This is a genomic window from Devosia subaequoris (assembly GCF_014197055.1).
GTDB lineage: Bacteria > Pseudomonadota > Alphaproteobacteria > Rhizobiales > Devosiaceae > Devosia > Devosia subaequoris.
The window spans coordinates 413,517-440,508 of record NZ_JACIEW010000002.1; the positions used below are offsets into that span (position 1 = coordinate 413,517).

At 60.6% G+C, this 26,992-nt stretch carries 24 protein-coding genes and 1 pseudogene; 5 read left to right on the forward strand and 20 right to left on the reverse strand.

What is annotated here, in order from left to right; all coding sequences use genetic code 11:
• The first annotated feature begins 124 nt into the window (after positions 1-124).
• From GGR20_RS06605 to GGR20_RS06615, 3 genes are read left to right on the forward strand one after another with little or no spacing between them, the layout of a single operon-like run.
• On the forward strand, positions 125-1,249 hold the full coding sequence (locus tag GGR20_RS06605; RefSeq protein ID WP_183310441.1) for a DNA-methyltransferase: 1,125 nt from the start codon (positions 125-127) through the stop codon (positions 1,247-1,249).
• Complete coding sequence (locus tag GGR20_RS06610) at positions 1,204-1,635, forward strand: DUF5681 domain-containing protein (RefSeq protein ID WP_183310442.1); 432 nt, start codon at positions 1,204-1,206, stop codon at positions 1,633-1,635. Before GGR20_RS06605 ends, GGR20_RS06610 begins: the two co-directional genes overlap by 46 nt.
• Positions 1,628-2,182 (forward strand): hypothetical protein, encoded by a 555-nt coding sequence (locus GGR20_RS06615; protein ID WP_183310443.1) that lies wholly within the window; start codon positions 1,628-1,630, stop codon positions 2,180-2,182. The genes GGR20_RS06610 and GGR20_RS06615 overlap by 8 nt, the downstream gene beginning before the upstream one ends.
• 129 nt (positions 2,183-2,311) lie before the next feature.
• Here the strand turns inward: GGR20_RS06615 and GGR20_RS06620 are convergent, their stop codons facing one another.
• The 9 genes from GGR20_RS06620 to GGR20_RS06660 all read right to left on the reverse strand — a co-directional run bounded on the left by GGR20_RS06620 (position 2,312) and on the right by GGR20_RS06660 (position 11,255).
• On the reverse strand, positions 2,312-3,232 hold the full coding sequence (locus GGR20_RS06620) for a LysR family transcriptional regulator (protein ID WP_157291759.1): 921 nt from the start codon (positions 3,230-3,232) through the stop codon (positions 2,312-2,314).
• A gap of 50 nt (positions 3,233-3,282) precedes the next feature.
• On the reverse strand, positions 3,283-4,713 hold the full coding sequence (locus GGR20_RS06625; RefSeq protein WP_183310444.1) for an aminobutyraldehyde dehydrogenase: 1,431 nt from the start codon (positions 4,711-4,713) through the stop codon (positions 3,283-3,285).
• A 22-nt stretch (positions 4,714-4,735) separates the two neighbouring features.
• Positions 4,736-5,779, reverse strand: coding sequence for an ABC transporter ATP-binding protein (locus GGR20_RS06630; protein ID WP_183310445.1), 1,044 nt, complete (start codon positions 5,777-5,779; stop codon positions 4,736-4,738).
• Between the two features lie 3 nt (positions 5,780-5,782).
• Positions 5,783-6,586 carry an ABC transporter permease gene (locus tag GGR20_RS06635; protein ID WP_183310446.1) on the reverse strand — a complete coding sequence of 268 codons (804 nt, stop codon included), beginning with the start codon at positions 6,584-6,586 and terminating at the stop codon, positions 5,783-5,785.
• Positions 6,579-7,400 (reverse strand): ABC transporter permease, encoded by an 822-nt coding sequence (locus tag GGR20_RS06640; protein WP_183310447.1) that lies wholly within the window; start codon positions 7,398-7,400, stop codon positions 6,579-6,581. The genes GGR20_RS06635 and GGR20_RS06640 overlap by 8 nt, the downstream gene beginning before the upstream one ends.
• Positions 7,401-7,699: 299 nt before the next feature.
• Positions 7,700-8,734, reverse strand: coding sequence for an ABC transporter substrate-binding protein (locus GGR20_RS06645; RefSeq protein ID WP_183310448.1), 1,035 nt, complete (start codon positions 8,732-8,734; stop codon positions 7,700-7,702).
• Positions 8,735-8,902: 168 nt separating this feature from the next.
• Positions 8,903-9,376 carry a DUF3830 family protein gene (locus GGR20_RS06650; RefSeq protein ID WP_157291754.1) on the reverse strand — a complete coding sequence of 158 codons (474 nt, stop codon included), beginning with the start codon at positions 9,374-9,376 and terminating at the stop codon, positions 8,903-8,905.
• 89 nt (positions 9,377-9,465) lie between these two features.
• The gene (locus GGR20_RS06655) at positions 9,466-10,218 is read right to left on the reverse strand and encodes a gamma-glutamyl-gamma-aminobutyrate hydrolase family protein (RefSeq protein WP_116588727.1); all 753 of its coding nucleotides are present in this window, start codon (positions 10,216-10,218) and stop codon (positions 9,466-9,468) included.
• A 143-nt stretch (positions 10,219-10,361) separates the two neighbouring features.
• A complete protein-coding gene (locus GGR20_RS06660; protein WP_183310449.1) occupies positions 10,362-11,255 on the reverse strand; it encodes a LysR substrate-binding domain-containing protein in 894 nt (297 codons plus the stop codon).
• 105 nt (positions 11,256-11,360) lie between these two features.
• On the opposite strand from GGR20_RS06660, the gene gabT reads away from it, so the two are divergent.
• Complete coding sequence (gabT, locus tag GGR20_RS06665; protein WP_183310450.1) at positions 11,361-12,638, forward strand: 4-aminobutyrate--2-oxoglutarate transaminase; 1,278 nt, start codon at positions 11,361-11,363, stop codon at positions 12,636-12,638.
• Between the two features lie 15 nt (positions 12,639-12,653).
• Positions 12,654-14,105 carry an NAD-dependent succinate-semialdehyde dehydrogenase gene (locus tag GGR20_RS06670; protein WP_183310451.1) on the forward strand — a complete coding sequence of 484 codons (1,452 nt, stop codon included), beginning with the start codon at positions 12,654-12,656 and terminating at the stop codon, positions 14,103-14,105.
• Between the two features lie 835 nt (positions 14,106-14,940).
• On the opposite strand, the gene GGR20_RS19080 is transcribed toward GGR20_RS06670, so the two are convergent.
• The 11 genes and pseudogenes from GGR20_RS19080 to GGR20_RS06725 all read right to left on the reverse strand — a co-directional run bounded on the left by GGR20_RS19080 (position 14,941) and on the right by GGR20_RS06725 (position 26,456).
• Positions 14,941-15,171 (reverse strand): hypothetical protein, encoded by a 231-nt coding sequence (locus GGR20_RS19080; protein ID WP_338084739.1) that lies wholly within the window; start codon positions 15,169-15,171, stop codon positions 14,941-14,943.
• A 183-nt stretch (positions 15,172-15,354) separates the two neighbouring features.
• Positions 15,355-15,573, reverse strand: a pseudogene (locus GGR20_RS06680) (PfkB family carbohydrate kinase); the annotation flags it as partial.
• A 15-nt stretch (positions 15,574-15,588) separates the two neighbouring features.
• A complete protein-coding gene (locus tag GGR20_RS06685; protein ID WP_183310453.1) occupies positions 15,589-16,386 on the reverse strand; it encodes an HpcH/HpaI aldolase/citrate lyase family protein in 798 nt (265 codons plus the stop codon).
• Positions 16,386-17,582, reverse strand: coding sequence for a CoA transferase (locus tag GGR20_RS06690; protein WP_183310454.1), 1,197 nt, complete (start codon positions 17,580-17,582; stop codon positions 16,386-16,388). The genes GGR20_RS06685 and GGR20_RS06690 overlap by 1 nt, the downstream gene beginning before the upstream one ends.
• A complete protein-coding gene (locus tag GGR20_RS06695; RefSeq protein ID WP_183310455.1) occupies positions 17,579-18,646 on the reverse strand; it encodes an ABC transporter ATP-binding protein in 1,068 nt (355 codons plus the stop codon). The genes GGR20_RS06690 and GGR20_RS06695 overlap by 4 nt, the downstream gene beginning before the upstream one ends.
• 10 nt (positions 18,647-18,656) lie before the next feature.
• Positions 18,657-20,753: an ADP-ribosylglycohydrolase family protein gene (locus GGR20_RS06700; RefSeq protein ID WP_183310456.1), complete on the reverse strand. Its 2,097-nt coding sequence runs from the start codon at positions 20,751-20,753 to the stop codon at positions 18,657-18,659.
• 17 nt (positions 20,754-20,770) lie between these two features.
• Positions 20,771-21,940, reverse strand: a complete 1,170-nt coding sequence (locus tag GGR20_RS06705; protein ID WP_183310457.1) for an ADP-ribosylglycohydrolase family protein — start codon at positions 21,938-21,940, stop codon at positions 20,771-20,773.
• An 80-nt stretch (positions 21,941-22,020) separates the two neighbouring features.
• The gene (locus GGR20_RS06710) at positions 22,021-23,451 is read right to left on the reverse strand and encodes an extracellular solute-binding protein (protein WP_246349461.1); all 1,431 of its coding nucleotides are present in this window, start codon (positions 23,449-23,451) and stop codon (positions 22,021-22,023) included.
• A 38-nt stretch (positions 23,452-23,489) separates the two neighbouring features.
• Positions 23,490-24,389, reverse strand: coding sequence for a carbohydrate ABC transporter permease (locus GGR20_RS06715; RefSeq protein WP_183310458.1), 900 nt, complete (start codon positions 24,387-24,389; stop codon positions 23,490-23,492).
• Positions 24,389-25,306, reverse strand: coding sequence for an ABC transporter permease (locus tag GGR20_RS06720; RefSeq protein ID WP_246349462.1), 918 nt, complete (start codon positions 25,304-25,306; stop codon positions 24,389-24,391). Before GGR20_RS06720 ends, GGR20_RS06715 begins: the two co-directional genes overlap by 1 nt.
• A 112-nt stretch (positions 25,307-25,418) precedes the next feature.
• A complete protein-coding gene (locus GGR20_RS06725) occupies positions 25,419-26,456 on the reverse strand; it encodes a LacI family DNA-binding transcriptional regulator (protein ID WP_246349463.1) in 1,038 nt (345 codons plus the stop codon).
• Positions 26,457-26,992 lie beyond the last annotated feature (536 nt).

A 26,992-nucleotide genomic window follows, 5' to 3' on the forward strand; every position in this document is an offset into this window, starting at 1 on the left:
AACCTGCCAGTTTACCACCCTGTCGCCGCCGCCTGGGTGGTAAGCAGACTGGCAGCTCTCGGGAAGTCTTGGTTGCAGCCTGAACGGCAGGAATGGTGAAGGGTTTGGGAACAAGCTCGCCGAATTGTCCCACTGGGACGACAGCCTGCTCGCGATCGAATTCAACGACATGCTGGAGTTGGAGCTTTCTATCGAGCTCAATTTCGATTTTAGTATCACCGGCTTCACGTCTCCCGAAGTTGACCAGTTGATCTCCAACGCCGAATGCCCGCCGGGGAATGACCCGGGTGCTGCGCTGTCGACTGGGGAGCCGGTGATCTCTGAGCTTGGCGACCTCTGGCTGCTTGGTGACCATCGCCTGATCTGCGGCAACTCGCTCGAGGAGGAAACCTACAAGTCCCTCTTTGGGAGCGAGCGCGCCCACATGGGCATCCACGATGCTCCGTATGACGTCAAGATCGAGGGCCACGTGTCGAGCTCAGGCCGGCACACTGAGTTCGTGATGGGCTCGGGCGAATTGGGTGACGAGTTCGTCCCGTTCTTGAGCCGCTTCTTGAAGGCCAGCAAAGACTTCAGTCTTCCCGGGGCCTACCAGTATTGCTTCATGGACTGGCGCCACATGTTGGAGATGAGTACGGCCGGTCAGAACGCCGGGCTCGTCCTGAAGAATCTGTGCGTCTGGGATAAGGGCGTGGGGGGCATGGGCTCGCTCTATCGCTCCCAGCACGAACTTGTCTTTGCGTTTGCCGACCCCAAGGCGTCGGGCACTAACAATGTCCAGTTGGGCAAGTTTGGTCGTAACCGCACCAATGTCTGGTCTTATCCTGGTTCGTTCGCCATGCGCGACGAGCTGGCGCTCCACCCTACACCCAAGAATGTCGCCATGATCGCAGATGCGATCCGCGATGTGTCACCCCGGAATGGCATTGTGCTCGACGCCTTCTCTGGCTCAGGCACGACGATCATCTCTGCTGCAAAGACGGGCCGCCGCGCCTACGCCATCGAACTCGACCCCAAGTTTGTCGACGTGGGTGTCAAGCGTTGGCAGGAGTGGTCGGGTGAAACCGCGCATCACGCTGAGACCGGCCTGAGTTTTGCCAAGTTGTCCGACCTTCGCCAAGAGAACCGCGGCCAGTCTGGCTCTTCTGGCTCCGCTCCCTCGCGCGCGCGCCGCCGCGTCCGCATCGGCGAAGGAGATGAGCCATGTCGGGCAAGAAGAGCAAAAGCGGTTCCGGTGACTACACCGTAGGTCGCGGAAAACCACAAGTCGCAAGCCGCTTCAAGCCGGGTCAGTCCGGCAACCCTGGGGGGCGCAAGAAGGGCTGCCGAAACTACAAAACCATTTTGGCAGCGGTCATGGAGTCGGAGATCGCAGTGACCGAGAATGGCCGCAAGCTCAAGGTTTCGAGGTTCGAGGCATTGGTCTTGTGCGCTTTTAAGGACGCCCAGCACGACGCAAAAGTTCGTAGCGACCTGTTTGACCGGTATGAGCGTTGCGATGACGGCGCCAGCGAGATTCAGGAAGAACTACCTGAGGAGGATCGGGCAATTATCGACCGCGGTCGTCAACGCGCTGGCCCCAAGAAAGCTTCGAACGCCCCAGGTGGCGATGAAGGCGCATTGGACGATGACTAGTTTGATTACGCCGGAGCGCGAGCTACGTGCCTACCTCCGACAGGATCTGAGCTGCTTTGTCGAAAAGGCCTTCGACACCCTTGAGCCCAGCACGACCTACGAGCACAACTGGCATATCGACCATCTCTGCTGGCACTTGTCCCGCGTGGCTGCCGGTGACTGCACCAGGTTGCTCATAAATGTGCCACCGCGGTCCATGAAATCGATCACGGCATCCATCGCCTTCCCCGCTTGGCTGCTCGGGCATGAACCATCCAAACGCATCATGTGCGTGTCCTTTTCGGATGACTTCGCCCGCAAGCTGTCAGTTGACACACGCACACTGTTGCAAACTGAGTGGTATCAGCGGACGTTCCCTCGCATGCGGTTGGCGTCAAAACGCCCCCGCAATACAGAACTCACTACGACCGAGCATGGCTATCGCTTCGCTGCAGGCAATGGTGGCTCGGTACTTGGCCGAGGTGCAGACCTGATCATCGTTGACGACCCGATCAAACGCATTGTCCGGCATCAGCGCCCGTGGCACAGAATCGGGTTTGATCGTTAAGGAGAGTTCGGGTCTCGTCTGAAGGACGAAAGACCCAGAATGACGACGGACACCTAATGCACTACCAAATAGAGTGCAGAGACGCCGCAAAACGAATAAGCCATCGATTTATCAATAATTCCCATCCATTTAATCCACCCAAGCCATACTCGGGTCTGCAGTTGAGCAATACAATGCCGCGCTGCGACGCGCCTGTTCTACGACGCTAATAATCAGTTCTTTTTCGGTGATCGCCTGGTAGGTGCCAATGATCGGCATTGCGGGAAAGTGCTTGGTCACTCTAATGGGATGCAACAAGCCGGTCTTGAGTTCACGCTTGATAGTGACGCTTGGAATGGCACCTACCCCAAACCCGTCAATTAGCAGACTGATGATTGAGTACAGTGAATTGGAACTCGTCAGCTTGCTGGCCAGCACCTGTTCGTCCTGAAAGTACGGCGCGATCATTCGATAGGGCGGTGTGTCCTTGGGAAAGGTGATGATGGGCAGGCTGGCCAGGTCATCCACGCTATAGGTACGGTCCGGATTGATGATCTTCGGCGATCCCGCCCACGTCATCTGCAGCACACAGGAGGTGAAGCTGCGGAAATTGTCGCCAATGGCCGGATCGAGCGCAAAGATCACATCGAATTCGCCCTTGTTCATACCGTCGACCAGGCTCTTTGTGCCTTCGACAGTCAGCTCGATTTTCAGCGTTGGCGCCGCTTCATGGAGCGCTTCGACAAAGGGTGTCATCCAGGTTGAGGACACCGAGTCGATCGCCCCGATCCGCACCACCTTGGGCGCGAGACTGGTTTCGTCGCTCAGCTCATGCTTGAGTCCGTCATAGGCACTTAAGATCGACTGGAAGGCTTCCAGCGCCCGTTGTCCGCTTGGCGTCAGCGAGAAATTGCGTCCGGTGCGGTGCATGAGACGACAGCCAAACTCCTCCTCCATCGCGGCAAGGCGAATGGAGATGGCTGGCTGCGTCGTATGCAGTTCTTCAGCGGCACGGCCAAAATGGCGGTGCCGCGCCAACGCGACAAAGGTGATCATGTCGAGGATGCGCATGGCGCTTCCTCTATCAGATTTACCCATCCCTGCGCGCCTTTTTCAGCGAGCTAGGAGGCAACCATGATGTGGCGTACCTGCGTGTAGTCCATCAGAGACTGCATGGAGAGATCGGAGCCATAGCCCGAATTCTTCATGCCCCCATGGGGCATTTCGGTGGCGAACACGCCGTGGGTGTTCACCCAGGTGATGCCGTATTGCAACGCATTGGCGATGTTCATCGCCTGCAAGCTGTCGCGCGACCACACCGAAGAAGCCAGACCGTATTCCGAGGTATTGGCCCATTCCAGCGCCGTGGCTGGTTCGTCGAATGCGGTGATGGTGAGCACCGGTCCAAACACTTCCTTCTGCACGATTTCAGCCTCGATCGGCGCCGAGACCAGCGTTGGCTGGTAGTAATAGCCCGGCTGATCCGGTGTCGCGCCGCCAGCGACGATATCAGCGCCGTCGGCGCGTGCCCGCTCTACAAAACCGGCGACGCGGTCGCGCTGCGACCCGGTGATCAATGGGCCAAACTCGACATCATTGCGTTCGGGCGCGCCATAAACCAGAGAGTCGATCATTCCCGAGAGCTTGTCGGTCACCTCCTGGACGATGGACTTGTCAACAAAGATCCGGCAGGCCGCCGTACAGTCCTGCCCGGCATTGTAGAAGCTGGCTTCGCGCAGCGTTTCCACCAGCCTTTCGATATCCGCATCGGCACACACGATCAGCGGGGCCTTGCCACCCAGTTCAAGATGGGTGCGCTTGATGCTTTCTCCAGCGGCAGCCTTTAGGACCGCGCGCCCGGTACGCACATCGCCTGTCAGCGAGATCATGCGCACCAGTGGATGGGTAATCAGTGTCTGGCCCACTTCAGGGCCATCACCACACACCACATTGACGACGCCTGGCGGCAGGAATTCGGCCAGGATCGACGCCAGCAACAACAGGCTCAGCGGGGTGTTTTCCGATGGCTTGATCACCACGGCATTGCCGGCGGCAACGGCTGGAGCGATTTTCCAAGCAGCCATCAGCAGTGGATAATTCCACGGGGCAATCGAGGCAATCACGCCCAGCGGATCGCGGCGCATCATGCTGGTGTGCCGGCTCGAGCGGAAACCGTTCGCTGCTGTCCCCGGCACATTGCGCACCGCCGTGCCGAAGAACCGAAACACGTCGGCTACATTGGCCAGTTCGCCCGCCTGCACATAGCGCCAGGGTTTGCCGGCGTTGACCGATTCCACATCGGCCAGACTGTGCGAGCGCGCCTCAATGGCGTCAGCAATGCGCAGTAGTGCCAGACTGCGCTCCTTGGGCGTGGTCTGGCTCCATTTCGCGAAGGCTGCATGGGCGCTGGCAACAGCCGCATCGACCTGGGCGCGGTCCGCCGACGCGACTTCAGCGAGCACCTTGCCGGTCGCGGGTTCATGGCTCGCCAGCGCCGGGCCCTGCCCCTGAACGTAGTCGCCATTGATAAAAAGGCGTGTTTCAAAACTCATGATGCAAATTCCGATACAGGGGTCAGTCGGCGATCACGCGAATGCGTGCCGGATCAATGGTCAGCGCAATTTCCTGGCCATTGGCGAAGTCGAGATCATTGGCGGTCAGGGCGCGCAGCGGATGGCCCGCTAGTGTCATGACGTAGCGATTGCGCGCGCCCAGGAACACGCGGGTGCGCACCTTGGCTTTGGGGCCGGCGCCCTCTGCGCTCAGTGTCAGGTCTTCCTGTCGCAGCGCCAGGGTGGCCTTGCCGCGGATGGGCTCGTTGGGGTCAAGCACCAGCATCTGACCGTCCTCAAGCTTGGCCACCGGGCCCTTCGGGCCATCGGTGATTTCGGCGGGCACCAGATTGGCCGACCCGATGAAGTTCGAGGCAAAGCTGGTGGCGGGCTGGTTGTAAATCTCGTCTGGCGTGCCCTGTTGTTCCACTCGCCCCGCATTGAGCAGGACGATCCGATCCGACAGGCTCAGCGCCTCTTCCTGATCATGGGTCACAAAGATCGTCGTCAGACCCAGCCGCTGATGGATTTCGATCAGTTCCACCTGCATGTCTTCGCGCAGCCGAGCGTCGAGATTGCTCAATGGTTCATCGAGCAGCAGCACCTTGGGCTGGGAGACAATGGCGCGCGCCAGCGCCACACGCTGCTGCTGGCCGCCCGAGAGCTGGCGTGGCTTGCGCTCGCTCAAATGGCCCAACTGCACGGTCTCGAGCGCGGCGGCGACCTTTTCCTGCTGCTCCTCACGACTACCGATGCCGCGCATGCGCAGTGGGAACCGCACGTTCTCGCTGACGCTGAGATGCGGCAACAGCGCATAAGACTGAAACATCATTGCGATGTCGCGCTTTTCGGGTGGCAGGCTAGTGACGTCGCGGTCATCGATTTCGATGCCGCCAGCCGTGACGCTTTCCAGCCCGGCGACCATGCGCAGCAGTGTGGTCTTGCCACAGCCCGAGGAGCCCAGCAGCGAGATGAACTCACCCGAGGCGATATCAAGCGAGATGCCATGCAGCACTTGGGTCTTGGCAAAGGATTTGCGGATATTGGTCAGTCGAACATTAGCCATGGGTCAGGCGCTCGCGAAACGGGTGAGGCCCAGCATCCTGTCGATCACGAAGATCAGCACAATGGTCAAGGCAATCATGATGGTGGACACGGCGGCCACCGATGGGTCGGGCGAGAACTCCAGCTGGCTGTAGATCTGCACCGGTAGGGTCGTCAGCGTCGGCCCCCGCAGGAACAACGACAGCACTGCTTCGTCAAACGAGATATTGAAGGCAAAGAACGCCCCGGCAGCCAGGCCCGGAAAACACTGGGGCACCACCACGAACCACAGCCGCTGCAGGCGGTTCGCACCCATGGTGCGTGCGGCCTCTTCGAGATAGGGGTCCGACTCCGCCAGCACCGCCAGCGTGGTACGCACCACATAGGGCAGCGCGATCGCCGTATGACTGAGCGCCAGCGTAAGCGGCGTGACCGGTCCGAACACCGAACTCCAGAACATCAGCATGCCGATGGCGTAGATAATGGTGGGCAGCACTAGCGGCGACAGGAATATCGTGGCCAGCGTATCCGAGAACGGCAATTGCCGGCGATGAATGGCGATGGCCGCCGCACCGCCGATGGCCGTGGCCATCAGGGTGACCAGCAAGGCGATCTGGATGCTGATCCAGGCTGCGTTGAGATAGGCGTTGGACGACAACACTTCCTGATACCAGCGCAGGCTCAACCCATTGGGCGGGAACGCGATGAACTGGCTTTCCGATACTGACACCCCGATCACTACGATCAGCGGCGCCAACAGAATGAGCGCGGTCAGCGCGACGAAGATAATACCGACTACATGCAGCCAGCCCGGAACAGCCCTAACCATTCTTGGCCCCCGTGAGTTTGATATAGGGCACCAGCACCAGCAGGATGCCGACGAACAGGATGACGGCCTGCGCCGCTGCAAAGGGCCAGTCCGGCGTCGCCGTAACGGACTTGTAAATCGAGGCGGCCAAGACCTGAATGCGCGTGCCGCCGAGCAGGTTGGGGGTAACGAACGAGCTGGCCGACAGCGTAAAACATAGCAGCGATCCGGCAACAATACCGGGCAGGGCCAGCGGCAGCACCACCGTACGGATCGTCTGCAGGAAGGAGCACCCCATAGTACGCGCGGCCTCTTCGAGCCTCCCGTCGATGCGGGCGAGCACGCCCAGAATAGACAATGTCATGAACGGCAGCAGCACCTGCACCATGCCGATCACGATGGCGGCTTCGGTCTGCATCAGGGCGAAGGTGCGGCCCACCAGACCCATATCACGCAGAATTTCGGGGACTAAGCCGCTGCGGCTGAGCAATACCATCCAGCCAAAGGTGCGCACCACGACGCTGGTCATCAGCGGCAAAATCACGATTACCACCAGCCACAACCGTAGCTTGGGACCCACCTTGGTCATGATATAGGCCAGTGGAAAACCGATCAACGCGCAGATCACGGTGATCAGCACCGATAGCCGCACGGTGCGCCACAGGATGTTGAGATAGTAGGGGTCGGACAGAAAACGCACGAAATGCGCTAGAGTAAAACCTTCAGGCCCGGATATGCTCAGCAGCAACATCTGCGCAATGGGCAGGAAGAAGGCGAGCCCCAGCAGCAGAATTCCGGGCAAGGCCAGCATCAGGTTCTCTGTGCGGTCGTTCATGCGTTGCGTCTTCCTTGCTTCACGCAGCCCTAAAAAGTTGGGCATCCCATCTATGTGTAGACTTCATGGCGCGCGAGTCGAACCATGAGATTGCGCCCTTTTGCTCAGGACGCCGCTAGGCCACAGATTGCTGAATAGGTCGTCTGTCCATCTTGGGCGGGAGAACTGCGCAGTTCGGGCGGCAAAGAAGTGGCGCCCGGAATGCTATCATGATTTTTCTGAGGGGCGGACGGCCCTGCCCTGTTCCGGCTTCACCCAGGGGCAAGTGGAACAGAGCAGCGCCTTGCAAATCGGCCGCCTTAGCGAGCGATCGTCTTGTTCCACTCTTCAACCCACGCGGCACGATTGGCTTCAATCACGGCTGGGTCAAAGCGGATCAGACCGGCAACACCTTCTTCGCCATAGGCGACGTCAGCAGCGATCTCAGCGTCCAGTTCAGCCTTGGAATTGGTGGGCGAGTAGCGCAGAGCCTCAGCAAAGCACTCCTGTGCCTCTGGCGAGATGGACATGTCGATGAACTTCAGCGCCAGGTCGGTATTGGGACGGCCGGCCACGACATTGGCGGTGATGTAGCTGGCTGGTGTGCCTTCAGCGCCCTGTGCGAAGCCCGATGGCAGGCCGGCCTTGCGCAGCGTGAACGCGTAGTCCGAAGCATAAGGAGCGATCCACGCGTCATTCTGCGCGAATTCCTGCTGGATTTCGGGCGAGGTCGACACGATCAGCGCGCCGGCGTCGAGCAACTTGGCAACCGCATCAAGGCCGGGCTGGATGTTGTCCAGATCGCCGCCCTGTGACTGGTTCAGCATCAGGAAGCCGAGCATGCCATAGCCATTGGAGATGTCGGTGAGAACCAGATGTTCGCTGTATTCTGGATTGAGCAGATCGGCCCACTGGGTCGGCGCCGGCGAGACAGCGTCGGTGTTGTAGATCAGGCCGATGGCCGCGATCGAATAGGCTGGACCTTCACCCTTGGCCAGATTGGCCTTGGCGAAGTCATATAAGTCTGCTGCATTGGTCAGGCTTGCCGCGTCGATTGGTGCCAGCAGCCCCTCAGCTGCGCCAACGATTTCCTGGCCACCCGAGAAGTGGATCACGTCAAACTGCGGCGCATCCTTCTGGGCGCGCAACTGGGCAAAGGCATCTGCCGAGTAAGCGGTGACAACATTGACGCTCACACCGGTTTCTTCTTCGAACGGGGTGATGATGCAGGCGCGATGGGCCGTCTCATAGGCGCCACCGAACGAATTGATCGTAAAGGTGGTGTCCTGCGCGAAGGCGGTGGTGCCGAGCAGAACCGAAAGGCTCAGAGCGGTTGTACCGAAAATAGCTTTCATTGGTCGTCTCCCTTGCTGAATTGATGGCGACAGCGCCAGTACTGCGAGTGTCCGGCGCTGGAGTGGACCTCATCCCGGGTCTGTCGAGAGACGAGGTCATTGTATTGTGGCCCGAAGAGGCGACCGGTGAAGCAACAGCCGCCACCCAGTCAATTTGGGCCAGCGTCTCTACAGGCGACCCAGCTCAACGGTCTTGGCGCCTTCGATCCGGATCAGGCGGCACTGCTCCGCCACAGCATCCAGATTTTCGGTCATCTTGCCGATATAAGTGCAGGGAATCCAACCCGTGGGGCCAAAGGTGCGGCCGCCAACGCCGTAGAACATACCAATTTCCCAGAACTCGCTGGGGTCAATCTTGAAGAAGTTCTTGGGCTGATAGAACCACAGCAGTTCGCCCGGCTCGGGCAGCACTGTCTGGTTTTCCGGCGGCAGGGCGGTTGGATCGAAAGTGCGGTGGGTCTCAGGCAGGCCCATCATGATTTCGGGACCCGAAAAGATGGCGTGGGTCGCATCCCACTGGATCGGCGTTTCCAGCGCGTTCCACAGGGCTTCACAGGTCTTGGGCGCGTTATCCCAATAAAGCGTGATGATACCTTGAACGTTGGCCTTGACGAATTTGAGATAGAATTTCTTGTCGGTCATGGATCGCCTAAGTTGGTTTACGCCAATAATCAAAGGCCTTTCAGCGCCGCTGTCCAATTCCTAATCAATATTCACCCTATAATGAATTCTTATCGCATTGCGTCGCCGCGCGTGATTTCGCCCAGCGCCTGCCAGAACGCCAGATCGTGCGACCGGGTCTCTGGTCGCCACTCCGGATGCCATTGCACCGCCAGGATTTTCGCCAGTCCCTGGACCGAGGAAACCGCTTCCACTACGCCATCTTTAGCACGCGCATTTACCACCAGTCCGGCGCCCAGTGTCCCGATCGTCTGGAAGTGAACGCTGTTGATGGTGAGCTTCGGCTCGCCAGTAATCGCAGCTAAGGGCGTGTCCGCCACCACGTCAATGGGGTGGCTATGGCCAAACATCTGCTCAAGCGGCGCATCGTCGGGCGCATGATGCGGCAATTCCGGCGGCTCTGCGCCGTCCCGCTGGTCCACCAGGGTACCGCCCAGAGCCACATTGATTTCCTGCAGTCCCCGGCAAATCCCGAACACCGGTTTGCTCGCCGCTACCGCTGCCTTGATCAGCAAGGCCGACATCGTGTCACGTCCCGGATCGTAGGGCGCGCGCCCACTGGCGGCCCCATAGTGGTGCGGTTCAATATTGGAGTTGCTGCCGGTCAGCAGAATGGCGTCGAGCCGCGCAAGCATGGCGTCCGCATCGTCTCGCGTCGTGATGGCAGGGCAGATCAGTGGCACCGCATCAGCATGCTTGGTGAGGGCATCCACATAGCGGGTTTTGACGATATAGGCGTCTTCGCCCTCGACGGTACGGGTGCAGGAAATGACCCCGATAACAGGTTTGCGGGTGCTGGGCATAATGGGACGGGTGTTGTTGACAAAGGACCCCTTTAAAGTCGGGTTGCTCCCCTGTCGCGTCAAGCAGGACAATTGTCGAAAACGCTCTAGACAGCGGCGCTGCGCGGCCCAAAATCATGCGCGCTCGCGTAGGTGCGCAACGCTCACTCACGCGGCAGGTTGTCCTCAAGCCAACGCTCGAACCGGGTCAGCATGGGGTCCCCCTGACGCTGCGGTGCCGCCAGCAGATAATAGCCGCCCAGTTGCACTTTGCTGTCCAGGATTTCCACCAGCCTGCCATCGTCGATCTCGCTGCCAGCCGTTAGTCGGGTCACCAGCGCAATACCTTGGCCCGCCAGTGCAGCGTCAAAGCCCAGATTGGCGTCCCACAGGCGCGGCCCGCGCAATTGCGCGCTTAGCCTAGTGCCCATCGCCTCAAACCAGTCCGTCCATTGCTGGCGGCTTTCCTCATGGATCAGCGGGGCCTGTGCCAGGGCCAAGAGATCCGCTGGTGCGCCATTGCTGGCAATCCATGCCGGACTGGCGACCGGAAACATGCGCGGCAGAATCAGTCGCCGGGCGCCAGTCGGCAGGTCCTCAAAACGGCCAAACCCGATCATGAGATCGGCCTCGTGCGCGGCAAAGTCGGGCAGGCGATCAATCGCCCGCAGACTGATCTCGACCGATCCCATTGCCGCTTCGATATCCGACAGGCGCGGCGTCAACCAGCGGGTGGCCAGTCCCGGCATGCACCAGATACGCAGACCGGCGCGCGGCGAGGCGGGGCGCAACTCAGCCGTGGTATTGTCAATGATCCGGAAGGCGCGGGTAACCGATGCGAACAGCGTTTCACCAGCTGCTGTCAACGCTACCCCGCGCGGCGTCGCCGTCACCAGTTTCTGGCCCATCCAATGCTCGAGATTGCGCACATGGCGGCTGACCACCGTGTGGCTGACTCCAATATCGTCCGCTGCCTTACGCATGCTACCCATCCGCGCCACCGCTTCGAAGGCGCGCAGCATGATCAATGGGGGGAGGTTGAATCCGTCAACATTCATGAGTGGAAGCTCTAATGCACCACTGTATGCAAATCAATCTGCTACGGGTGTGAAGCAGCGCACGGTAACAATGGGGGACCAGATCCTGCTCCCAGAGTGCGTCCCATGTCTCACAATTCCGATCTCCGTGACCGTCACATTGTCGCCATCCCGCGCGGGCTCGCCAGTGCCTTCCCGGTCTATGCCCAGCGCGCTGAAAATTCGGAAATCTGGGACATTGACGGCAATCGCTATATCGATTTTGCGGGGGGTATCGCGGTGCTCAATACGGGTCACCGTCACCCCAAGGTGATGGCGGCGGTGCGCGATCAACTCGATCACTTCACCCACACTGCGTTCCAGATCTTGCCCTACGAACCCTATGTGGCGCTGTGCGAGCGGCTCAATGGGTTGGCACCGTTCAGCGCACCAGCCAAGTCAGTGCTGTTTTCCACCGGAGCCGAGGCCGTTGAGAACGCCATCAAGATTGCCCGGGCTTCCACCGGACGGCCCGGCGTGATCGCCTTTAGCGGTGGTTTTCATGGTCGTACCACGCTGACCATGGCGCTAACTGGCAAGGTCGCCCCCTACAAGGTTAAATTCGGTGTCGCGCCACCAGCCATTTACCACGTGCCGTTCCCAGCACCGAGCCATGGTGTCAGTGTAGCTGACACGCTGCGCGCGCTCGACACATTGTTTAGGGCCGACATCGCGCCCACTGATGTGGCCGCCATCATTATCGAGCCTGTACAGGGTGAAGGGGGATTCCTGCCTGCCCCGACCGAACTGCTGCAGGCATTGCGCCAGACCTGCGACACCCATGGCATCGTGCTGATCGCCGATGAAGTCCAGACCGGCTTTGCCCGCACTGGCAAGATGTTCGGCATCGAGCATTCCGGGGTGGAACCCGATCTGCTGACCGTCGCCAAATCCCTGGCGGGTGGGTTTCCCCTCTCGGGCGTCATCGGGCGGGCTGACATCATGGATGCCGCCGAACCCGGTGGCTTGGGCGGCACCTATGCCGGCAGCCCCATGGCCTGTGCCGCCGCGCTGGCTGTGCTCGATGTGATTGGCGAAGAAGGCCTGCCGTCCCGCGCCGATGCGCTTGGTGCCACCATCCGTGGCGCGCTGGAAGAGCTGGCTCTTCGCAATGACGGCGTGCCCATTTCGGCTATTCGCGGCCCCGGGGCCATGATTGCTTTTGATATCGTCACCGACAGTGGCGAACCCGATGCGGCAACCACCAAACGCGTCATTCAGACAGCGCTGGCCGATGGGCTCGTGCTGCTCTCGTGCGGTATCTACAGCAACACCATCCGCATTCTCTGCCCACTGACCATCTCCGATGCACTGCTCGAAGAAGGGCTCGCCAAGCTCGGTCGCGCTCTTGTTGCAACGCACTAGGTTCAGGAACCAAATATGCGCACTCTCACCGATCCCACCCTGCTGCGGACGCAAAGCCTGATCAATGGGCAGTTCATCGGCGAGGCCACGACAGCGGTCCTCAATCCGGCCAATGGCGAGCTTATCGCCAAGGTCCCTCATCACGGTGCTGCCGAGGCGACAGAAGCCGTCGCGGCGGCTCAGGCCGCCTTCCACCCATGGGCGGCGCGCACCGCCAAGGATCGGGGCGCTACCCTGCGCAAATGGTTTGAACTGATTATCGCCAATCGCGATGATCTAGCGACCATACTGACCAGCGAACAAGGAAAGCCTTTCGCCGAGGCTCTGGGCGAGATCGACTATGCCGCTTCCTATGTCGAGTTCTATGCTGAAGAGGCCAAACGTATTGCGGGCGAACTGTTGCCTGCCCATCGCGCCGACGCGCGCATCATGGTATTGCGTCAGCCCATTGGTGTGGTGGCCGCGATCACCCCCTGGAATTTTCCCGCAGCCATGATCACGCGCAAGGTCGGCCCGGCCCTGGCCGCTGGCTGCACCGTGGTGCTCAAGCCTGCGCCGGAGACTCCGCTGACCGCATTCGCCCTGGCCGAGCTGGCGCAGCGCGCCGGGTTTCCGGCGGGTACGCTCAATGTGATCACCGGCGACGCCATTGCCATTGGCGGCGTGTTGACCTCTCATCCCAAGGTGCGCCTTGTCAGTTTCACAGGGTCCACCAACGTGGGCAGAATTCTGATGGGTCAGGCCGCTGGCACCGTCAAGAAAGTGGCGCTTGAACTGGGAGGAAACGCCCCCTTCATCGTCTTCGAAGATGCCGATCTTGATGCGGCGGTAGACGGCGCCATTCTCTCCAAGTTCCGCAATATGGGCCAGACCTGTGTCTGTACCAATCGCATCTATGTGCAGGACAAGGTCCACGATGCCTTCGTTGCCAAGCTGATCGAACGGGTCCGGGCACTACAGGTCGGCGACGGCTTTGCCGACGGGGTTGTCCAGGGACCCTTGATCACCGAGGAAGCGGTGGCCAAGGTTCAGTCCCACGTCGCCGATGCGCTCGCCAAAGGCGCCAGGGTTGAACTGGGTGGCAAGCGCCATGGTTTGGGGCAGACCTTTTTCGAGCCCACCGTGCTGACCGGCGTCAACGCCACAATGCTAGTGGCCAACGAAGAGACCTTTGGCCCCCTCGCGCCGGTCTTCCGCTTTACCGAGGAAGATGAGGTTATCGCTGCAGCCAATGACACTGAGACCGGGCTTGCAGCTTATTTTTATACTCAGAATGTTTCCCGTATGTTTTCAGTAATGGAACGTCTTGAATATGGCATGGTCGGGGTGAATACCGGCGTCATCTCGACCGAATTGGCGCCCTTCGGCGGCGTCAAGCAGAGCGGCAATTCGCGTGAAGGATCACACCACGGAATTTTGGAGTTCACCGAACTCAAATATACCTGCGTTGGATTAATCGTGCATTGATCTCTCGCTAGTCACTCAGTGAGTTTGCGCATTGAAATATTGGTGCGACCTAGCCAAAAATGGAAATCTCTTAAACACCTTCGCTAAATAGTGACGAAGTGATATTTCTTTTTTTTCTGATTTATATCTCATTGCACCGCCAGGAAAATCTTCGGCACAATCCTCGTTTCTTGGAAATGATACCATTCCATCCAGCACCACATACTGCGTGGCGCTATCAAGAGGGATTATAGGGGATTTTGACATTGTGGTTGATGACCCGTTGTTTTGCTACTGATATTGAGCGCTTTTTGGGGTATTGCCCAGCCTTCATTCACCTTAGATCCTCGAATTTAGGCTAGCAATACCGATAACGTTGCGTCCACGCCGTTTTGCCAGGCTGATCAGGTTTGTGTGATTTCGGGTAGGTTAAAAGGCACAGCTAGGTTTTGTGGCAGCGCAAACAGACCGACACGGCTAGGGCACGCAGCTTACGCAGTTGCGCCATCTCGTCGCGCACTTCCGATGTCCAGTTCGCCGGCCGCCGCCAAGTTGGTCGAGATCCTCGCCAACCCACCGGCTGAGCTGCTCGAGGCTGTCCAGCAGCTTGAGGCCACGGCCGAATACGCCAATCAGGAACACGGTCATCATTGCTCCGGGTTTTGGCCTTCCGGTGAGTGGCCGGCTGGTCACCGACCAGCAGATCGTCGATCTTTGCATCGCTCGCGACGGCCTGGATTCCAGGTCTTCGCGGTCGATGACGGGATCACTGCCGATGAATCCACTGCGGAGTTTCTCGCCAAGGAGGCCCGCACCCCCGATTACGCCTCCCATCTCCTAGCAAGAAGCGCCCATCTTAGCGCGCGTCTCGGCGCTTATTGCGCAAAGCCCAATTGATGTCTGCTTCGCCGGTATCGGCGAAAACGGTCACCTGGCCTTCAACGATCCTCCAGCCGACTTCGAGACGGAAGCGCCCTATGTCAATGTCGAGCTGGATGCGGCCTGTCGCCAGCAGCAGTACGGCGAAGGTTGGTTCGAAAGCCTGGATGCGGTGCCGCGCCGCGCCGTGTCGATGCCGGTGCGGCAAATCCTGAAGTCCAAATCCATTATCTTGACGGTGCCTGATACACGTAAGTCCGCAGCCGTTGCTCGTTGCCTGGAAGGCCCCGTCGACATCATGGCCCCAGCGTCCATCGTGCAAACCCACGCTTCCACGTCTGTGCATTTGGACAAAGCGGCAGCGTCTAAGCTAAAAAGCACTACTACCGTGTAGGCCAACCCCGTTGTCGCGCAGCAGTTCGGTTGCCGGATCGGCAAAGACGTCGTCGCCCACGGTCGAAACATGCAGCACCTTCGCGCCCGCACGCCGTGCGGCCAGCGCCTGATTGGCCCCCTTGCCGCCCGACGCCATCGAGAATGTGCCGCCGGCACGGGCTCGCCCGGCAGTGCCGATCTGATCGAGATTGGTGGAGCCGAAAATGGTGATCATGATGCGCCTTGAAGACTACGATGAAATACCCGCCGCACGCAGGATAGCGGTAGCCCGCCCGCGCAGCGGCTTGTCGATCATCTGGCCGTTGAGGCTCACTGTACCGGTCGTAGCCAGAACCGCTCGCGCCCAAGCGAGGTCCGCCGGGCTTGGGGCAAAGGCCGTGTTGAGAATGGGAATGGCCGAGGGATGTACACAGGTCGCGCCGTCAAAACCGTGGCGCCGGGCCTCGGCGGCGGCTGCTTCTATTGCGGGAAGGTCCGAATAGTCGGCAATGGAGCGCAGCAGGCCAAGCGAGAGTTTTCCAGCCGCTTTGGCAGCATAGTGGACCATGAGTTTGGGCTGGCGTAGCACGTCGGGGTCCGGTACGCCCCCCAGTGTAAGAGCAAAGTCTTCGCTCCCGAGACTGAGCGCCGTGACATTGGAATGGCGGGCAATGCCCGCTACGTCCAGTAGGGCTGCCGGGTCTTCAATTGTGGCCAGGACTGGCATTTCCGACGCTCCCGCGGCTGTCAGCTTTGACGCCAGTTCGTCGAGCGCGGTGCAATCGGCCTTGGGCAGGACCAGTAAATCAATGCCGGCATCCACAGCCACTCTGACATCCACTTCCAATCCGGCATTGACCCTGACCGCCACCAAGCCACTACCCTGACGGAGGCTGCGCACAGAAGCCCGCAGACTTGCGCGGGCCAGATCCTTGCGCTCATCGGACACGGCATCCTCCAGATCGAGAATGATGCCATCGGCGCCCCGCAGATGTGCCTTGGCGATGAAGCGATCCTGATCGGCCGGCACGTACAGCAGTGAACGCATCACGCCACCTTGCGAAACTGGCTATCGAAGCCCAGTTCCTTCAGCAATTCGTTGCTATGTTCGTTCAGTCCGGGAGCCGGACGGCGGAAGGAGCCGGGGGTGCCGGACAGCCGAGGCACGACATTGTGCATAGGCATGGACTGCAGGGTTGGGTCGTCTAATTCGACCACGACCTCGCGCTCCTGGAAATGCGGATCACTCAACGCGTCGCCGATATTGTAGACTGGTCCAACCGTCGCCCCCGACGCGCGCATCTCAGCCAGGGCGTTGTCGCGGGTGCGCGTTGCGAACCAGGCCGAAATGGCACCGTCCACCAGGCCGCGATGCCGGACACGGTCGGAATTGGTGGCAAAGCGGGGATCCTCGTTCATGTCGGATCGGCCGATAATCTCGAAGATGCGACGTGCGACAGCCGGGGTGGAACCGGAGAGCGCGACATAGGCCCCATCCTTGCACTGATAGACATTGCGCGGAGAGGCGGTGTTGGAGGCGCTGCCCACACGTTGCTTGATCCGCCCGGTCTTGCTGAAAATGCCGGCCTCGGGTCCAAGCACGGAAAACATGGATTCGAGCAGCGATAGATCGATGACCTGCCCTGCCCCACCCCGCATGTCGCGGGCGTAGAGCGCAGTCATCGTGGCCGAGGCGCCATAAAGGCCGGCAATCATGTCGGCCAGAGCTAGGGGTGGCAACACGGGCTCCCGATCGGGAAAGCCGGTGCGGTCGGCAAAGCCGCTCATGGCTTCAACAATGGTGCCGAAGCCTGGCAGATGCGCATAGGGTCCGGTCTGTCCGAAGCCGGAAATGCGCACGACGATGAGTTCGGGATTGCGCAGCAGCAGTTTTTCGGGTGCCAGTCCCATTCTTTCCAGCGTGCCGGGGCGAAAATTCTCGATGAAGACGTCGGCCGTGTCGATCAGCGTCCAGAGCACAGCCATCTGATCGATCTCGCGCAGATTAAGGCATATCGAGCGCTTGTTGCGGCCATAGGCCTTCCAGAAGAAGGACTCGCCATCCTCTTTCCAGTCACGCAGCGGATCACCCTCAGGCGGCTCGACCTTGATGACATCAGCACCAAAGTCGGCCAGTTGCAGACTAAGCATATTTCCGGCCATCAGCCGCGACAGGTCGATCACCCGCAGCCCGGCGAGGGGACCATTGGCATGTGCATCGAAATGATGTCGCCTCAGAGTCACGGACGGAGCCTTTCGCCGCTCGCCTTGTCGAAGAGCAGGACCTGTGCTGGATCGACGCCCAGGGCAATGGCCTGGCCGGGCGACAGCAGCGCAGCATCGCGGATAACGACGCTGACCTCGGTTCCGCCGGCCCGGGCCCGCACCTCCTGGGCCTCGCCCGTAGGCTCCACAACCACGGCCTCGGCCGGAACGCCATCGGCGGCAAGGCTCATGTGCTGAGGCCGGATGCCATAAACGATGGCCGTCCCAGCAGGCAGGTCCAGCGGCCTGGCTATGGGCAGATTTGTCCCGTCCGGCAAGGCCACGCCGGTCTCATTCGGCCCCAGCGTGGTCACATCAAGCAGGTTCATTTCCGGGGATCCGATAAACCCCGCCACGAATAGATTGGCGGGGTTGTTGTAGAGCTCGAGCGGCGCCCCCGCCTGTTCGATGCGACCACCATTGAGCACCACGATCGTGTCGGCCATGGTCATGGCCTCAGTCTGGTCGTGGGTCACATAAATGGTGGTCTTGCCCAGGCGCTGGTGCAGGGCCTTGATCTCGCCTCGCATGCGCACACGCAATTTGGCATCGAGATTGCTCAAGGGCTCATCGAAGAGGAAAGCACGCGGATCGCGCACGATGGCGCGGCCCATGGCAACACGCTGCCGCTGACCGCCCGAGAGCTCACGCGGCAGGCGGCCGAGCAGGTCTTCCAGCCCCAGAATGCGCGCAGCCTCGGCCACCCGCTTGTCGCGCTCGATCTTGGGCACGCCACCCAGCCTGAGGGCGAAGCTCATATTGTCGGCGACCTTCATATGCGGATAGAGCGCATAGGACTGAAACACCATGGCCAGGTCGCGTTCCTTGGCCGGCATGGTGTTCACCACCCTGCCGCCAATGACGATCTCCCCGCCGGAAATTTCCTCAAGCCCAGCAATCATGCGTAGGAGGGTCGACTTGCCGCAGCCAGACGGGCCTACCAGCACGACGAACTCGCCAGGCTGCATTTCCAGCGAGAGGTCCTCAATGACCGTGACGCTGCCATAGCGCTTGCTGACACGGCGCAGTTCGATCTCGGCCATGATGGTCCTCCTAGTTTTCGGCGACGCTGAAGCGTGAAATGGCCATGCGCCCGGGCTGGCCGAGGCGCAGGCCGCTCATGCCATAGGCAAAGGTGTCGTCTGACGCGGTGAGCAGCGCCTTCCCATCCACGCTGAGCGTCAGCGTTGTGCCATGGGCCTCCAGCGCAATCGCATAGGTCTGCCCCGGCTCCGGCGTGAACTGCGCCCGTGCCAGAACGGTCTTGCCGAAATCCTGCCTGAGGATGACTACCTCACCATTCTCGAAGCCCGCGGCATAGAAGCGGCCCGTGCCCTGGACGCGGGCGGTGACCATATGCGATGCCCCCGCCAGCGGCTCGATATCGGCGCTGACCACAAGGTCGCGGGCGTAGTAGTGGCCGGTCCAGATGTCGGCATCGTTGGCGGCATGGCCGTGAATGCGGCCGAACTGCTTGGTCCAATGGCCCCGGTTCCAGGTGAATCGGGAGATCGCGCCCCATTCCTGGGTTTCCACCTTGGGGTCGATCTCGAGGTGGCCAGGGCCGGAGACCGTGAAATCGGCGAGGAACAGGCGGCCTAGGAACTTCAGGCGGCCAAAATACTCAATGGAGATCCCCACCTCGTCGATCGCTTCGACCCCGTCAGGCACGACGAACTCAAACTCCTGCCAACCCTCGCTCGATGGCACCACCCAGGCGCCGGTTTCCTCGATCGCGCCGCTCACGGTGCGGCGCACATAGGGGGCGACTCGCAGATGCCCGTCACCGTTCCAGGGATCGAGCCAGAGCTTGAACCGCACTGTCTGCCCCGCATCCACGACCGGCGAGAACATCGGGCGATAGCGCTCGTCGTCGAAATCGCTGCGGCGATAGAAGGGCTTCCAGAAGACACGCGCGCCCTGGCCCCGTTCCAGGCGGTCGAGCAGAATTTCGAGCGAACCGCGCGAGCCCTCGACATGGCGCTCCGCCGAGTGCTTGAGGCTGACCTGGTTGAAGCCTTCGGTGCGGAAACCATGGGTCGAGCCGGGCAGGTCGAAGTCGAAGCGCAGGCCGCGGCGTGTCATGTCCTCGCGCCAGAGCTCGGGCACGTCGCGGCCGGCCAGTTGCAGCGCCAGCACCGTCAGCTCGCGCGCGAAGCTCGGGATATCGACGATGTTGATCGAGCCGACAATGCCGGAGGCCACGAGGAAGTCATTGATCGGCTTGCGATACTTGTCCCAGCTCGGATCGAGCCCTTGGAAAGTGCCGACGATGGCGGCGGCATTGCCGGCATTGCAGTCGGTGTCCCAGCTGGCCATGGTGGCGATTTCCGCGGTGCGAGGCACCGATCCCTGGCCGTAGAGGATGGACATGATGGTCACCCCGGCATTGGGAATGATGTGGCAGACGCCCGGATAGCGGTCATAGCCCCATTCGGCATTGAGCATGTCGCGGCAGGCCCGCCAGTCATCGGGATTGGCCTTGTGGAAGGCGATCACGGCGCTGCACACTTTGGCGTAGGTCGAGTTCGGGTCGATAGTTCCAAGTGCAATCTCGACGATCTCTTCGATCGAGCCGGCCTCGAAGGCGGCCGCAATGGCGGCAGCGCAAAAGCGGGCGCCGTTGAGCCCATCGCCGTCATGGGCGACGCTGGCCGCCATGGCCGACATGTCGGCGGCGCGCTGTGGATTGCCAGGGTTCACCCACCCCCAGCTGTCGATGAAGATCTGCCCGCCGATCTGCTCGGCGACGGTGGTGCCATTAGTGGCGATGGCGCCGGACATGGGTGCGGTAATGCCGGCCTGCAGGTTCTTGTAGGCGGTATGCTCGGTGGAGATGCCGAAGCCGCCCCACCAATACATGCCATGCTCTTCGGCGGCATAGTTTAACCAGATCTTGCCGACATCCTCGGCCGTGCATTGAAGGCCGTAGTCGCGCAGCGCGCGGATAAAATAGACCGGACCGTTGGTGTCGTCGTCGGCGGCAAAATTCTTAAAGTCCCGCAGATACTCAGTTACCTCGCCATAGGTGTCGCGGACCCGCTCATAGCTCCAGATCGTGGGTTCCACCGGCGCGCCCAGGCGTACGCCGATCGCCTTGGCGATGAACCCGGCATAGATTTTTTCGAGGATTTGCGTTTCAGAAATCATAGGTCAGGTCCGTGGCGTCAGGGAAGGTCTAAAAGGGTGAGGGCGAGGGCGCGCTGCTGCGCTGCGGCGCGGTCGGCGGCGATGATCCGCCCGGCCGTGGCGGCAAACTCATCGGCCTCTGCCATCAGGTCGAGGCGATTGGCAGAGTTGATACGGTCAAGATCGGTCCGGTCGATCACCGCTTCGCCATGCATTGCGCCCAGGACAGCGCCGGCCATCACACCGATGGAATCGGTATCACGGCCCGAGTTGATGCCATCGACGATGGCGTTTCGAAAATCGCCGCCACTGAGCAGGCAGAAGCCCAGGGCCAGGGGCAATTCCTCGATGGCGCGCAGCCGCGAGGGTTGGTAGGCGTCGGTCAGCCGCCCGGCCTTGGAAGGGCTGTGATTGACGTCGTCTCCCATAGGGGAATAGGGCGCGATGGCGCGGTGAAACTTGTCGACAATGGTGGCGTGGTCGGTGTCCTTTCCGCGTTCGGCGTGGGCGATTTCGCAGACTTCGGCAATAGCTTTGCGGGTACCGTCCTTCGCCAGCGCCAGGACCGTTTCGACGATAGCGTCAATGGTCGTATCAGGTACAAATGCAGCAGCCACGGCAGCAGCAAGCACGCCGGCCGCCTCGAGCCCGTAGCTCTCCTGGTGGCCCGACGCGAAAGCGATGGCCTCGTCATAGGCGGCTTTGGGGTCGGTGGCATTGGCCACGCCGATGGGCGCCACATACATGGCGGCGCCGCAATTGACCATATTGCCGATACCGCCTTGGCGCGGGTCGCATGAGGCCAGCTGATGCCGCTGAAATATCCACTTCTCGGGATAGAATAGCCGGTCGAGCAATACTGTCTCACGCTGCAATTCCGGGATCCAGCGCGGTTCCCAGGCGATCTGGCGGACCATTCCGTCGGCCATGTCCCAGGCGTCCAGATGCCGGCCAGCTTCGGCATAGACATTGCACAGCGCCAGGGTCATCAAGGTGTCGTCGGTGACGATCCCATTGCCGCGGACGCGGCCATTGCGCAGTTCGGGGGCCAGGTCCATCTTGTGCCAGCGCGTCATGACGCTGTCGACGCGGCCATAGCGGGAACGGATGTCAGCCGCCGACAGCTTTTCGACTGGCGCGCCGAGCGCGTCGCCCAGCGCCACGCCATAGATCATGGCTCGAACCCGGCCGCGGAAATTCTTGGTCATTTCTATCCTCTGGGGGCAGTGTCCCGCCCGATCTGGGTGCGGCCCGCCTCGGGAGGGCGAGGCAGGCCACAGTGCCAGGCCTATTCGCCCAGCACAGTTCGCGCGTATTCGGCCATGCGCTCGCCGCCGGCAGCGTTGTATTCGGCGACGAAATCGCCCCACTGGTCGATGCTGGCCTCGCCGGTGATGAACTTGGCGACCCAGGCACGATAGACCTGTTCCGTGGCGTCAACGTCGGCAGCGAATTCGGCCGGCCAGACGAAGGTGTTGTCGGCAGTGAAGTCGGCCTTAATATTGTCGAGAGCCGTCTGAGCCGTCGGGCTCAGCAAGGGTGTCGGCGGGGCCCAGTTGGCGGCGTTGAAGAAGCGGGCGTACCAGGTGGAGATCTGGTCGGTGAAAGTCACAGCACCGCTTGCGTCCTTCGTATATTGGGTACCCTCAAAACCCATGCGGTCAATGTCCTGGCCCTCCTTGGAGGCCATGAAATCGAGCACCGCGAAGGCCGCTTCCTTATTCTCGGACAGCGCGGAAATGGCAAAGCCACGCGCCTCTTTTGCGACGTCGACCGCGGCGAGACCTTGGCCGCCGGGGCCCGACGGTGCTGGCAACACGGTGAGCGTGATGTCCTCGCCCGGATGGGCCTGGCGCATCTTGCCACCATAGATATCGATGACTTCGGGCGAGGAGCCGAAGATCACACCGGCTTTGCCGGTATAGAACTTGTCTTCCTTCACGTCGTAAGTGTTGGTGACATATTCCTTGTCGTAGAGGCCCTTGGCGGCAAGGTCAGCATAGAAACCGATCTTGGCCTTCTCCGCGTCGGTGATGCGCGAATTGACCCACTGGCCCTCGGCATTCTTCATCCAGGTGCCGGTCACGCCAAAGGCCTGGTTGAAGACCGAGTCCAGCTCGGCGGTGGTGCCGAAACCGGTCAGGCCCAAGGTATTGCCAGGGGTGCCGTCGCCGTCGAGATCGGCGTCGTGAATGGCCCGGAACAGCGCCTCGTATTCTTCCACCGTAGTCGGGGGTTCCATGCCGAGCTGATCTAGCCAGTCTTGGCGGATCACCGGCTGGGGTGCCCGCGGCGGGTAGATATAGAGCAGGTAGGGATAGTTAGCGAGGCGCTCGACATTATGCGGCCAGAGCGCGTCCTTGATATGCGCGGAGCCCTCGATCCAGGGGCTGAGATCCTCCAGGATATCCTGTTCGGCCATCTTCTGGTCGCCACCCTGGAAGTAGATGATGTCGGGAATGTCGCCCGACAGCAGCATAATGCCCAGCGCCTCCACATAGGCGGCTGTGCCGCCGGGCAGATCGACGGTCTGGATGTCGATATCGTGGCCTTGGGCCTTGAGACCGGCCTCTATTGCCTCGATTTCCTTCATGTCGTCGGAATTGGTGGTGAGCAGGTCCTTGCTGACCAGTCGTACCACGGTCTGCGACAGGGCCGGTGCTGCGGCAGCGCCGAGCATGGCCACGGCCGTAGTGGCCAAGAGTAAAGTACGAAGCATGGTTTTCCTCCCTTTTGCTTTCGTTTTCGGTTGATCGCTCATCCCTTCACAGCCCCGGACATGGTGCCCTTGGTGAAGAATTTGAGGATGAGTGGATAGATGGCCAGGATCGGCAGGATGGTGATGAAGATCATGCCGGCCTTGAGCGCTCTGATATCGATCTGGGCGATGCCGATATTGTTGTTGGCATTGGTGGCGCCGACGATGGCGATCTTGTCGCCCTCGATGACGAATTGGCGCAGCACCACCTGCAGCGGCCACTTGCTCTGGTCGTTAAGGTAGATCATCGCCCGGAAGAATTCGTTCCAGTGCAGGACGAAGTAGAAGAGGGCGATGGTAGCCAAGGCTGGTTTGGCCAAAGGCAGCACCACCAGGAAGAAGGTCTGGAACGGATTGGCGCCGTCCAGTTCGGCCGCTTCCAAGAGTTCCTTGGGAATCTCCTCGAAGAAGCGGATGAGGATGATCAGGTACCAGGCGCTGATCGCTTTATAGAGAATGACCGACCAGGGCGTGTTGAGCAGGCCCATGCGCTTCATCAGGAAGTAATCTGGGATGATGCCGGGCTCGAAGACGATCGTGATCAGCACCATCATGAAGATAATGCGCCGGCCCGGCAGGCCGGGGCGCGACATGCCCCAGGCCATCAGCGCGGTGAAGAACACCCCGATCACCACGCTGGTTGCGGTCATCCAGATTGAATTGAACATGCCCCGTTGCACATTGGGGTGCTGCAACAACAGCAGCCAGACATCGAGGGAGAACCCATCGGGAAAGATGGTCAGGCCCGAGAAGCCGGCGACATTTTCTGGCGCAGTGAACGACAGCGCCAGCAGGTTCAGCAGCGGCTGGATGGTGAAGACCGTCAGCAGCAGCAGGGTCGAGAGGATGAGCACATATTCCATGCGCTCGAGTGGGGTGCGGCGGGCGTTCATGGACATTACCATACTCCCTTGCCGGTCAGGCGCTTGCTGACCAGATGCGACACCAGGATCAGCGCCATGCCGATCAGGGCCTTAAAGAGGCCTGCGGCGGTGGCCAGAGCGTATTCGCCCGTCGAGAGGCCGAGCCGGTACACGTAGGTGTCGAGAATATCGATGGTCGAAGCGTTGACCGCGTTCTGCATGTTGATGACCTGGTTGAGGTCAGCGCTAAGAAACATGCCCATATTTAGGATGAAGAGCGTCGCGATGGTCGGTACGATGCCCGGAATGGTGACGTACCAGATTTTCTGCCAGCGATTGGCTCCATCCATCTCGGCGGCGTCGTATAGCTGCGGATCGATGGCAAAGATGGCGGCCAGATAGAGCAGGCTGTCCCAGCCGGCCGAGCGCCAGATTTCGGAAATCACCAGCACCCAGCGGATGGTACCGGTATTGGTCATGTAGTTGACCGGCTCGAAGCCCATGGCTTGGGTTATCTGGCCGACGGCCCCGTCGGTTGGCGAAAGCAGCGCGATGAAGACGCCAGCGATCACCACCCAACTCAAAAAATGCGGCAGGTAGATTGCTGACTGGATGACCCCGCGCAGCTTGCCATTGCGAATTTCGTTGAGCAGCAGTGCCACGATGATCGGCACGGGAAAAACGAAGAGAATTTTCATCCCTGAAATGATCAGGGTGTTGGCCAGCACTTGGTAAAATATGGGCGACACGAAGAGGGTCTGGAAATTCTTCCAGCCCACCCAGATATTGGGCGGGATGATGCGCACCTGCTCGAAGGCCATCTTGGCCTCCCAGATCGGCACATAGTGCCAGATGAAGAAGAACAGCAGCCCCGGCGCCATCATGGCGTAGTAGGGCCACCACTGCCGGAAGCCGTTCAGAAACCAGTCATGAAAGCGGACCTGATCCGACAAAGACCCTCCCGGCGCATCCCCCGTTCCGGCCGCCGGAGTAATGGGAACGTTCCCACTGCTGAGTGCAGAAGCACGCGCTTGCAGCGACTGGTTGCTCATTCTCGAACTCCCCCTACCCCACCATCTGGCGGGGCTCGCGCGACAGATCGGCCAGGGATCCCCGGTCGATCAAGCGGCACGGCATGTAGACGCGGCCGTGTTCCGGCCGCCCTTCTATTTCGTCAAACAGGCTCTCCACTGCCCGCGCGCCGATATCACGGCCCGGCTTGGCAATGGTGGTGAGACCCGGAAAGGTGAAGGCCCCCGAAGGGATGCCATCAAAGCCGAGGATGGATACATCTTCGGGACAGCTCAAGCCGCGCTCGCGCACTGCAAGCATGGCGCCAATGGCCATCATGTCATTGGCCGCAAAGACGCAGACATGCCCAAAATGCGGGCGGTCGAGCACCTGCAGCATGGCCTCGCGCCCGCCCTCGAGCGTATATTCTCCATCAACGATCAGCAGTGGCGCGGGGTCAACATCGCGCTCGATGCAGTGCCGATTGACAGCATTGAGGAAACGGGTGCGCGCCAGGCGCGACTTGGGACCGACAATCAGCACCGGAGCCTGATGGCCCTTGGCGACCAGATGATCGAGCCCCAGGGTGACCGCTTGGGTAATATTGGAACCGACACTGGAAACATCGGCAAAACGCTCAGCGCTGGAGCCGATCAGCACAAAAGGCAGCCCGAACCGGTCAAGGTCATCGAGGGTGTCCGAGACCGGGTTGACGATCGCGCCATCGACCCGCGCCCGGCGCAGTGCGCGCAGATGGTTTTCTTCCTTCTGGGGGTCCCAGTCCGAGGAAAATACCAAGAGCGACACCCCGACTTCGGCGGCGCGATCCTGCGCGCCCCGAGCCACTTCAGCCCAAAAGGGGTTGGCAATGTCGGGGATGACCAAGCCAAGCATACCGGAGCGCCCCGAACGCATGCCCACCGCAAGATGGTTGGGTTCATAGCCGACAGCCTGGGCCGCCGTCAGCACCCGCCCGCGGGTTTCGGGCAGGATGTTTTCGCCGCCCGCCAAAGCGCGCGCCGCTGTGCTCTTGGACACACCGGCTCGATCAGCAACATCGATGATGGTTGGCCGGCGCTTACGCAACGACATCCTCCCTACCGGCTCTCCAGGCGGAGCATGGGAACGTTACCATGCCACATCTGTGAGTCAAGTGACGTCGACTACTCACGGTCACCTTTTTCGCTGGCCTTAGCATTTTGCCGCATAGCCAGTAGTTGACCGTCGACAGCCACTGGCCGAAATAGCGAATGGACGGTTTTTCGGAAATCGCCGATGTCGCTCTAGCGGCTTGAATGGGGCGATTGCCGAATTTCCAGTCCAGTGACCAAAGCTTGAGCTTTCTTTGGCATTCTACGGGCTTTGTCACGTTGAGCTCCCGCGGGCAAAGCCCATTTGGCGGAAAGCTCCTCTTAAGCGGCTTTGGTCGCGACCTTATGCGTTCGCGTCATCTGCTCGGAACAGGCGCAGCGTGCGACGAGAGATGAGATGGCTGAAGATTGAAGGTGTTGTAAACGGCGGAGGGGCAAGCAAGGTCGTGTCCCCGGTCGTGGTGTAGCTGAGCGCGGTAGTCATCGGCGCTTTCCGGTAGGGTCTGGTTGCTTACACCAACCTGATACCGGAAGGAC

Bases quoted from the DNA above. Each gene is read 5' to 3' on its own strand.
- GGR20_RS06710 (WP_246349461.1), bottom strand. From the start codon at position 23,451: ATGCTTCGTACTTTACTCTTGGCCACTACGGCCGTGGCCATGCTCGGC.
- GGR20_RS06630 (WP_183310445.1), bottom strand. From the start codon at position 5,779: ATGGCTAATGTTCGACTGACCAATATCCGCAAATCCTTTGCCAAGACC.
- GGR20_RS06610 (WP_183310442.1), top strand. From the start codon at position 1,204: ATGTCGGGCAAGAAGAGCAAAAGCGGTTCCGGTGACTACACCGTAGGT.
- GGR20_RS06620 (WP_157291759.1), bottom strand. From the start codon at position 3,232: ATGCGCATCCTCGACATGATCACCTTTGTCGCGTTGGCGCGGCACCGC.
- GGR20_RS06615 (WP_183310443.1), top strand. From the start codon at position 1,628: ATGACTAGTTTGATTACGCCGGAGCGCGAGCTACGTGCCTACCTCCGA.
- GGR20_RS06655 (WP_116588727.1), bottom strand. From the start codon at position 10,218: ATGCCCAGCACCCGCAAACCTGTTATCGGGGTCATTTCCTGCACCCGT.
- GGR20_RS06725 (WP_246349463.1), bottom strand. From the start codon at position 26,456: ATGTCGTTGCGTAAGCGCCGGCCAACCATCATCGATGTTGCTGATCGA.
- GGR20_RS06650 (WP_157291754.1), bottom strand. From the start codon at position 9,376: ATGACCGACAAGAAATTCTATCTCAAATTCGTCAAGGCCAACGTTCAA.
- GGR20_RS06700 (WP_183310456.1), bottom strand. From the start codon at position 20,753: ATGATTTCTGAAACGCAAATCCTCGAAAAAATCTATGCCGGGTTCATC.
- GGR20_RS06685 (WP_183310453.1), bottom strand. From the start codon at position 16,386: ATGCGTTCACTGCTGTACGTGCCGGCCGATCAGGATCGCTTCATCGCC.
- GGR20_RS06715 (WP_183310458.1), bottom strand. From the start codon at position 24,389: ATGTCCATGAACGCCCGCCGCACCCCACTCGAGCGCATGGAATATGTG.
- GGR20_RS06635 (WP_183310446.1), bottom strand. From the start codon at position 6,586: ATGGTTAGGGCTGTTCCGGGCTGGCTGCATGTAGTCGGTATTATCTTC.
- GGR20_RS06660 (WP_183310449.1), bottom strand. From the start codon at position 11,255: ATGAATGTTGACGGATTCAACCTCCCCCCATTGATCATGCTGCGCGCC.
- GGR20_RS06695 (WP_183310455.1), bottom strand. From the start codon at position 18,646: ATGGCCGAGATCGAACTGCGCCGTGTCAGCAAGCGCTATGGCAGCGTC.
- GGR20_RS06645 (WP_183310448.1), bottom strand. From the start codon at position 8,734: ATGAAAGCTATTTTCGGTACAACCGCTCTGAGCCTTTCGGTTCTGCTC.
- GGR20_RS06640 (WP_183310447.1), bottom strand. From the start codon at position 7,400: ATGAACGACCGCACAGAGAACCTGATGCTGGCCTTGCCCGGAATTCTG.
- gabT (WP_183310450.1), top strand. From the start codon at position 11,361: ATGTCTCACAATTCCGATCTCCGTGACCGTCACATTGTCGCCATCCCG.
- GGR20_RS06705 (WP_183310457.1), bottom strand. From the start codon at position 21,940: ATGACCAAGAATTTCCGCGGCCGGGTTCGAGCCATGATCTATGGCGTG.
- GGR20_RS06670 (WP_183310451.1), top strand. From the start codon at position 12,654: ATGCGCACTCTCACCGATCCCACCCTGCTGCGGACGCAAAGCCTGATC.
- GGR20_RS06625 (WP_183310444.1), bottom strand. From the start codon at position 4,713: ATGAGTTTTGAAACACGCCTTTTTATCAATGGCGACTACGTTCAGGGG.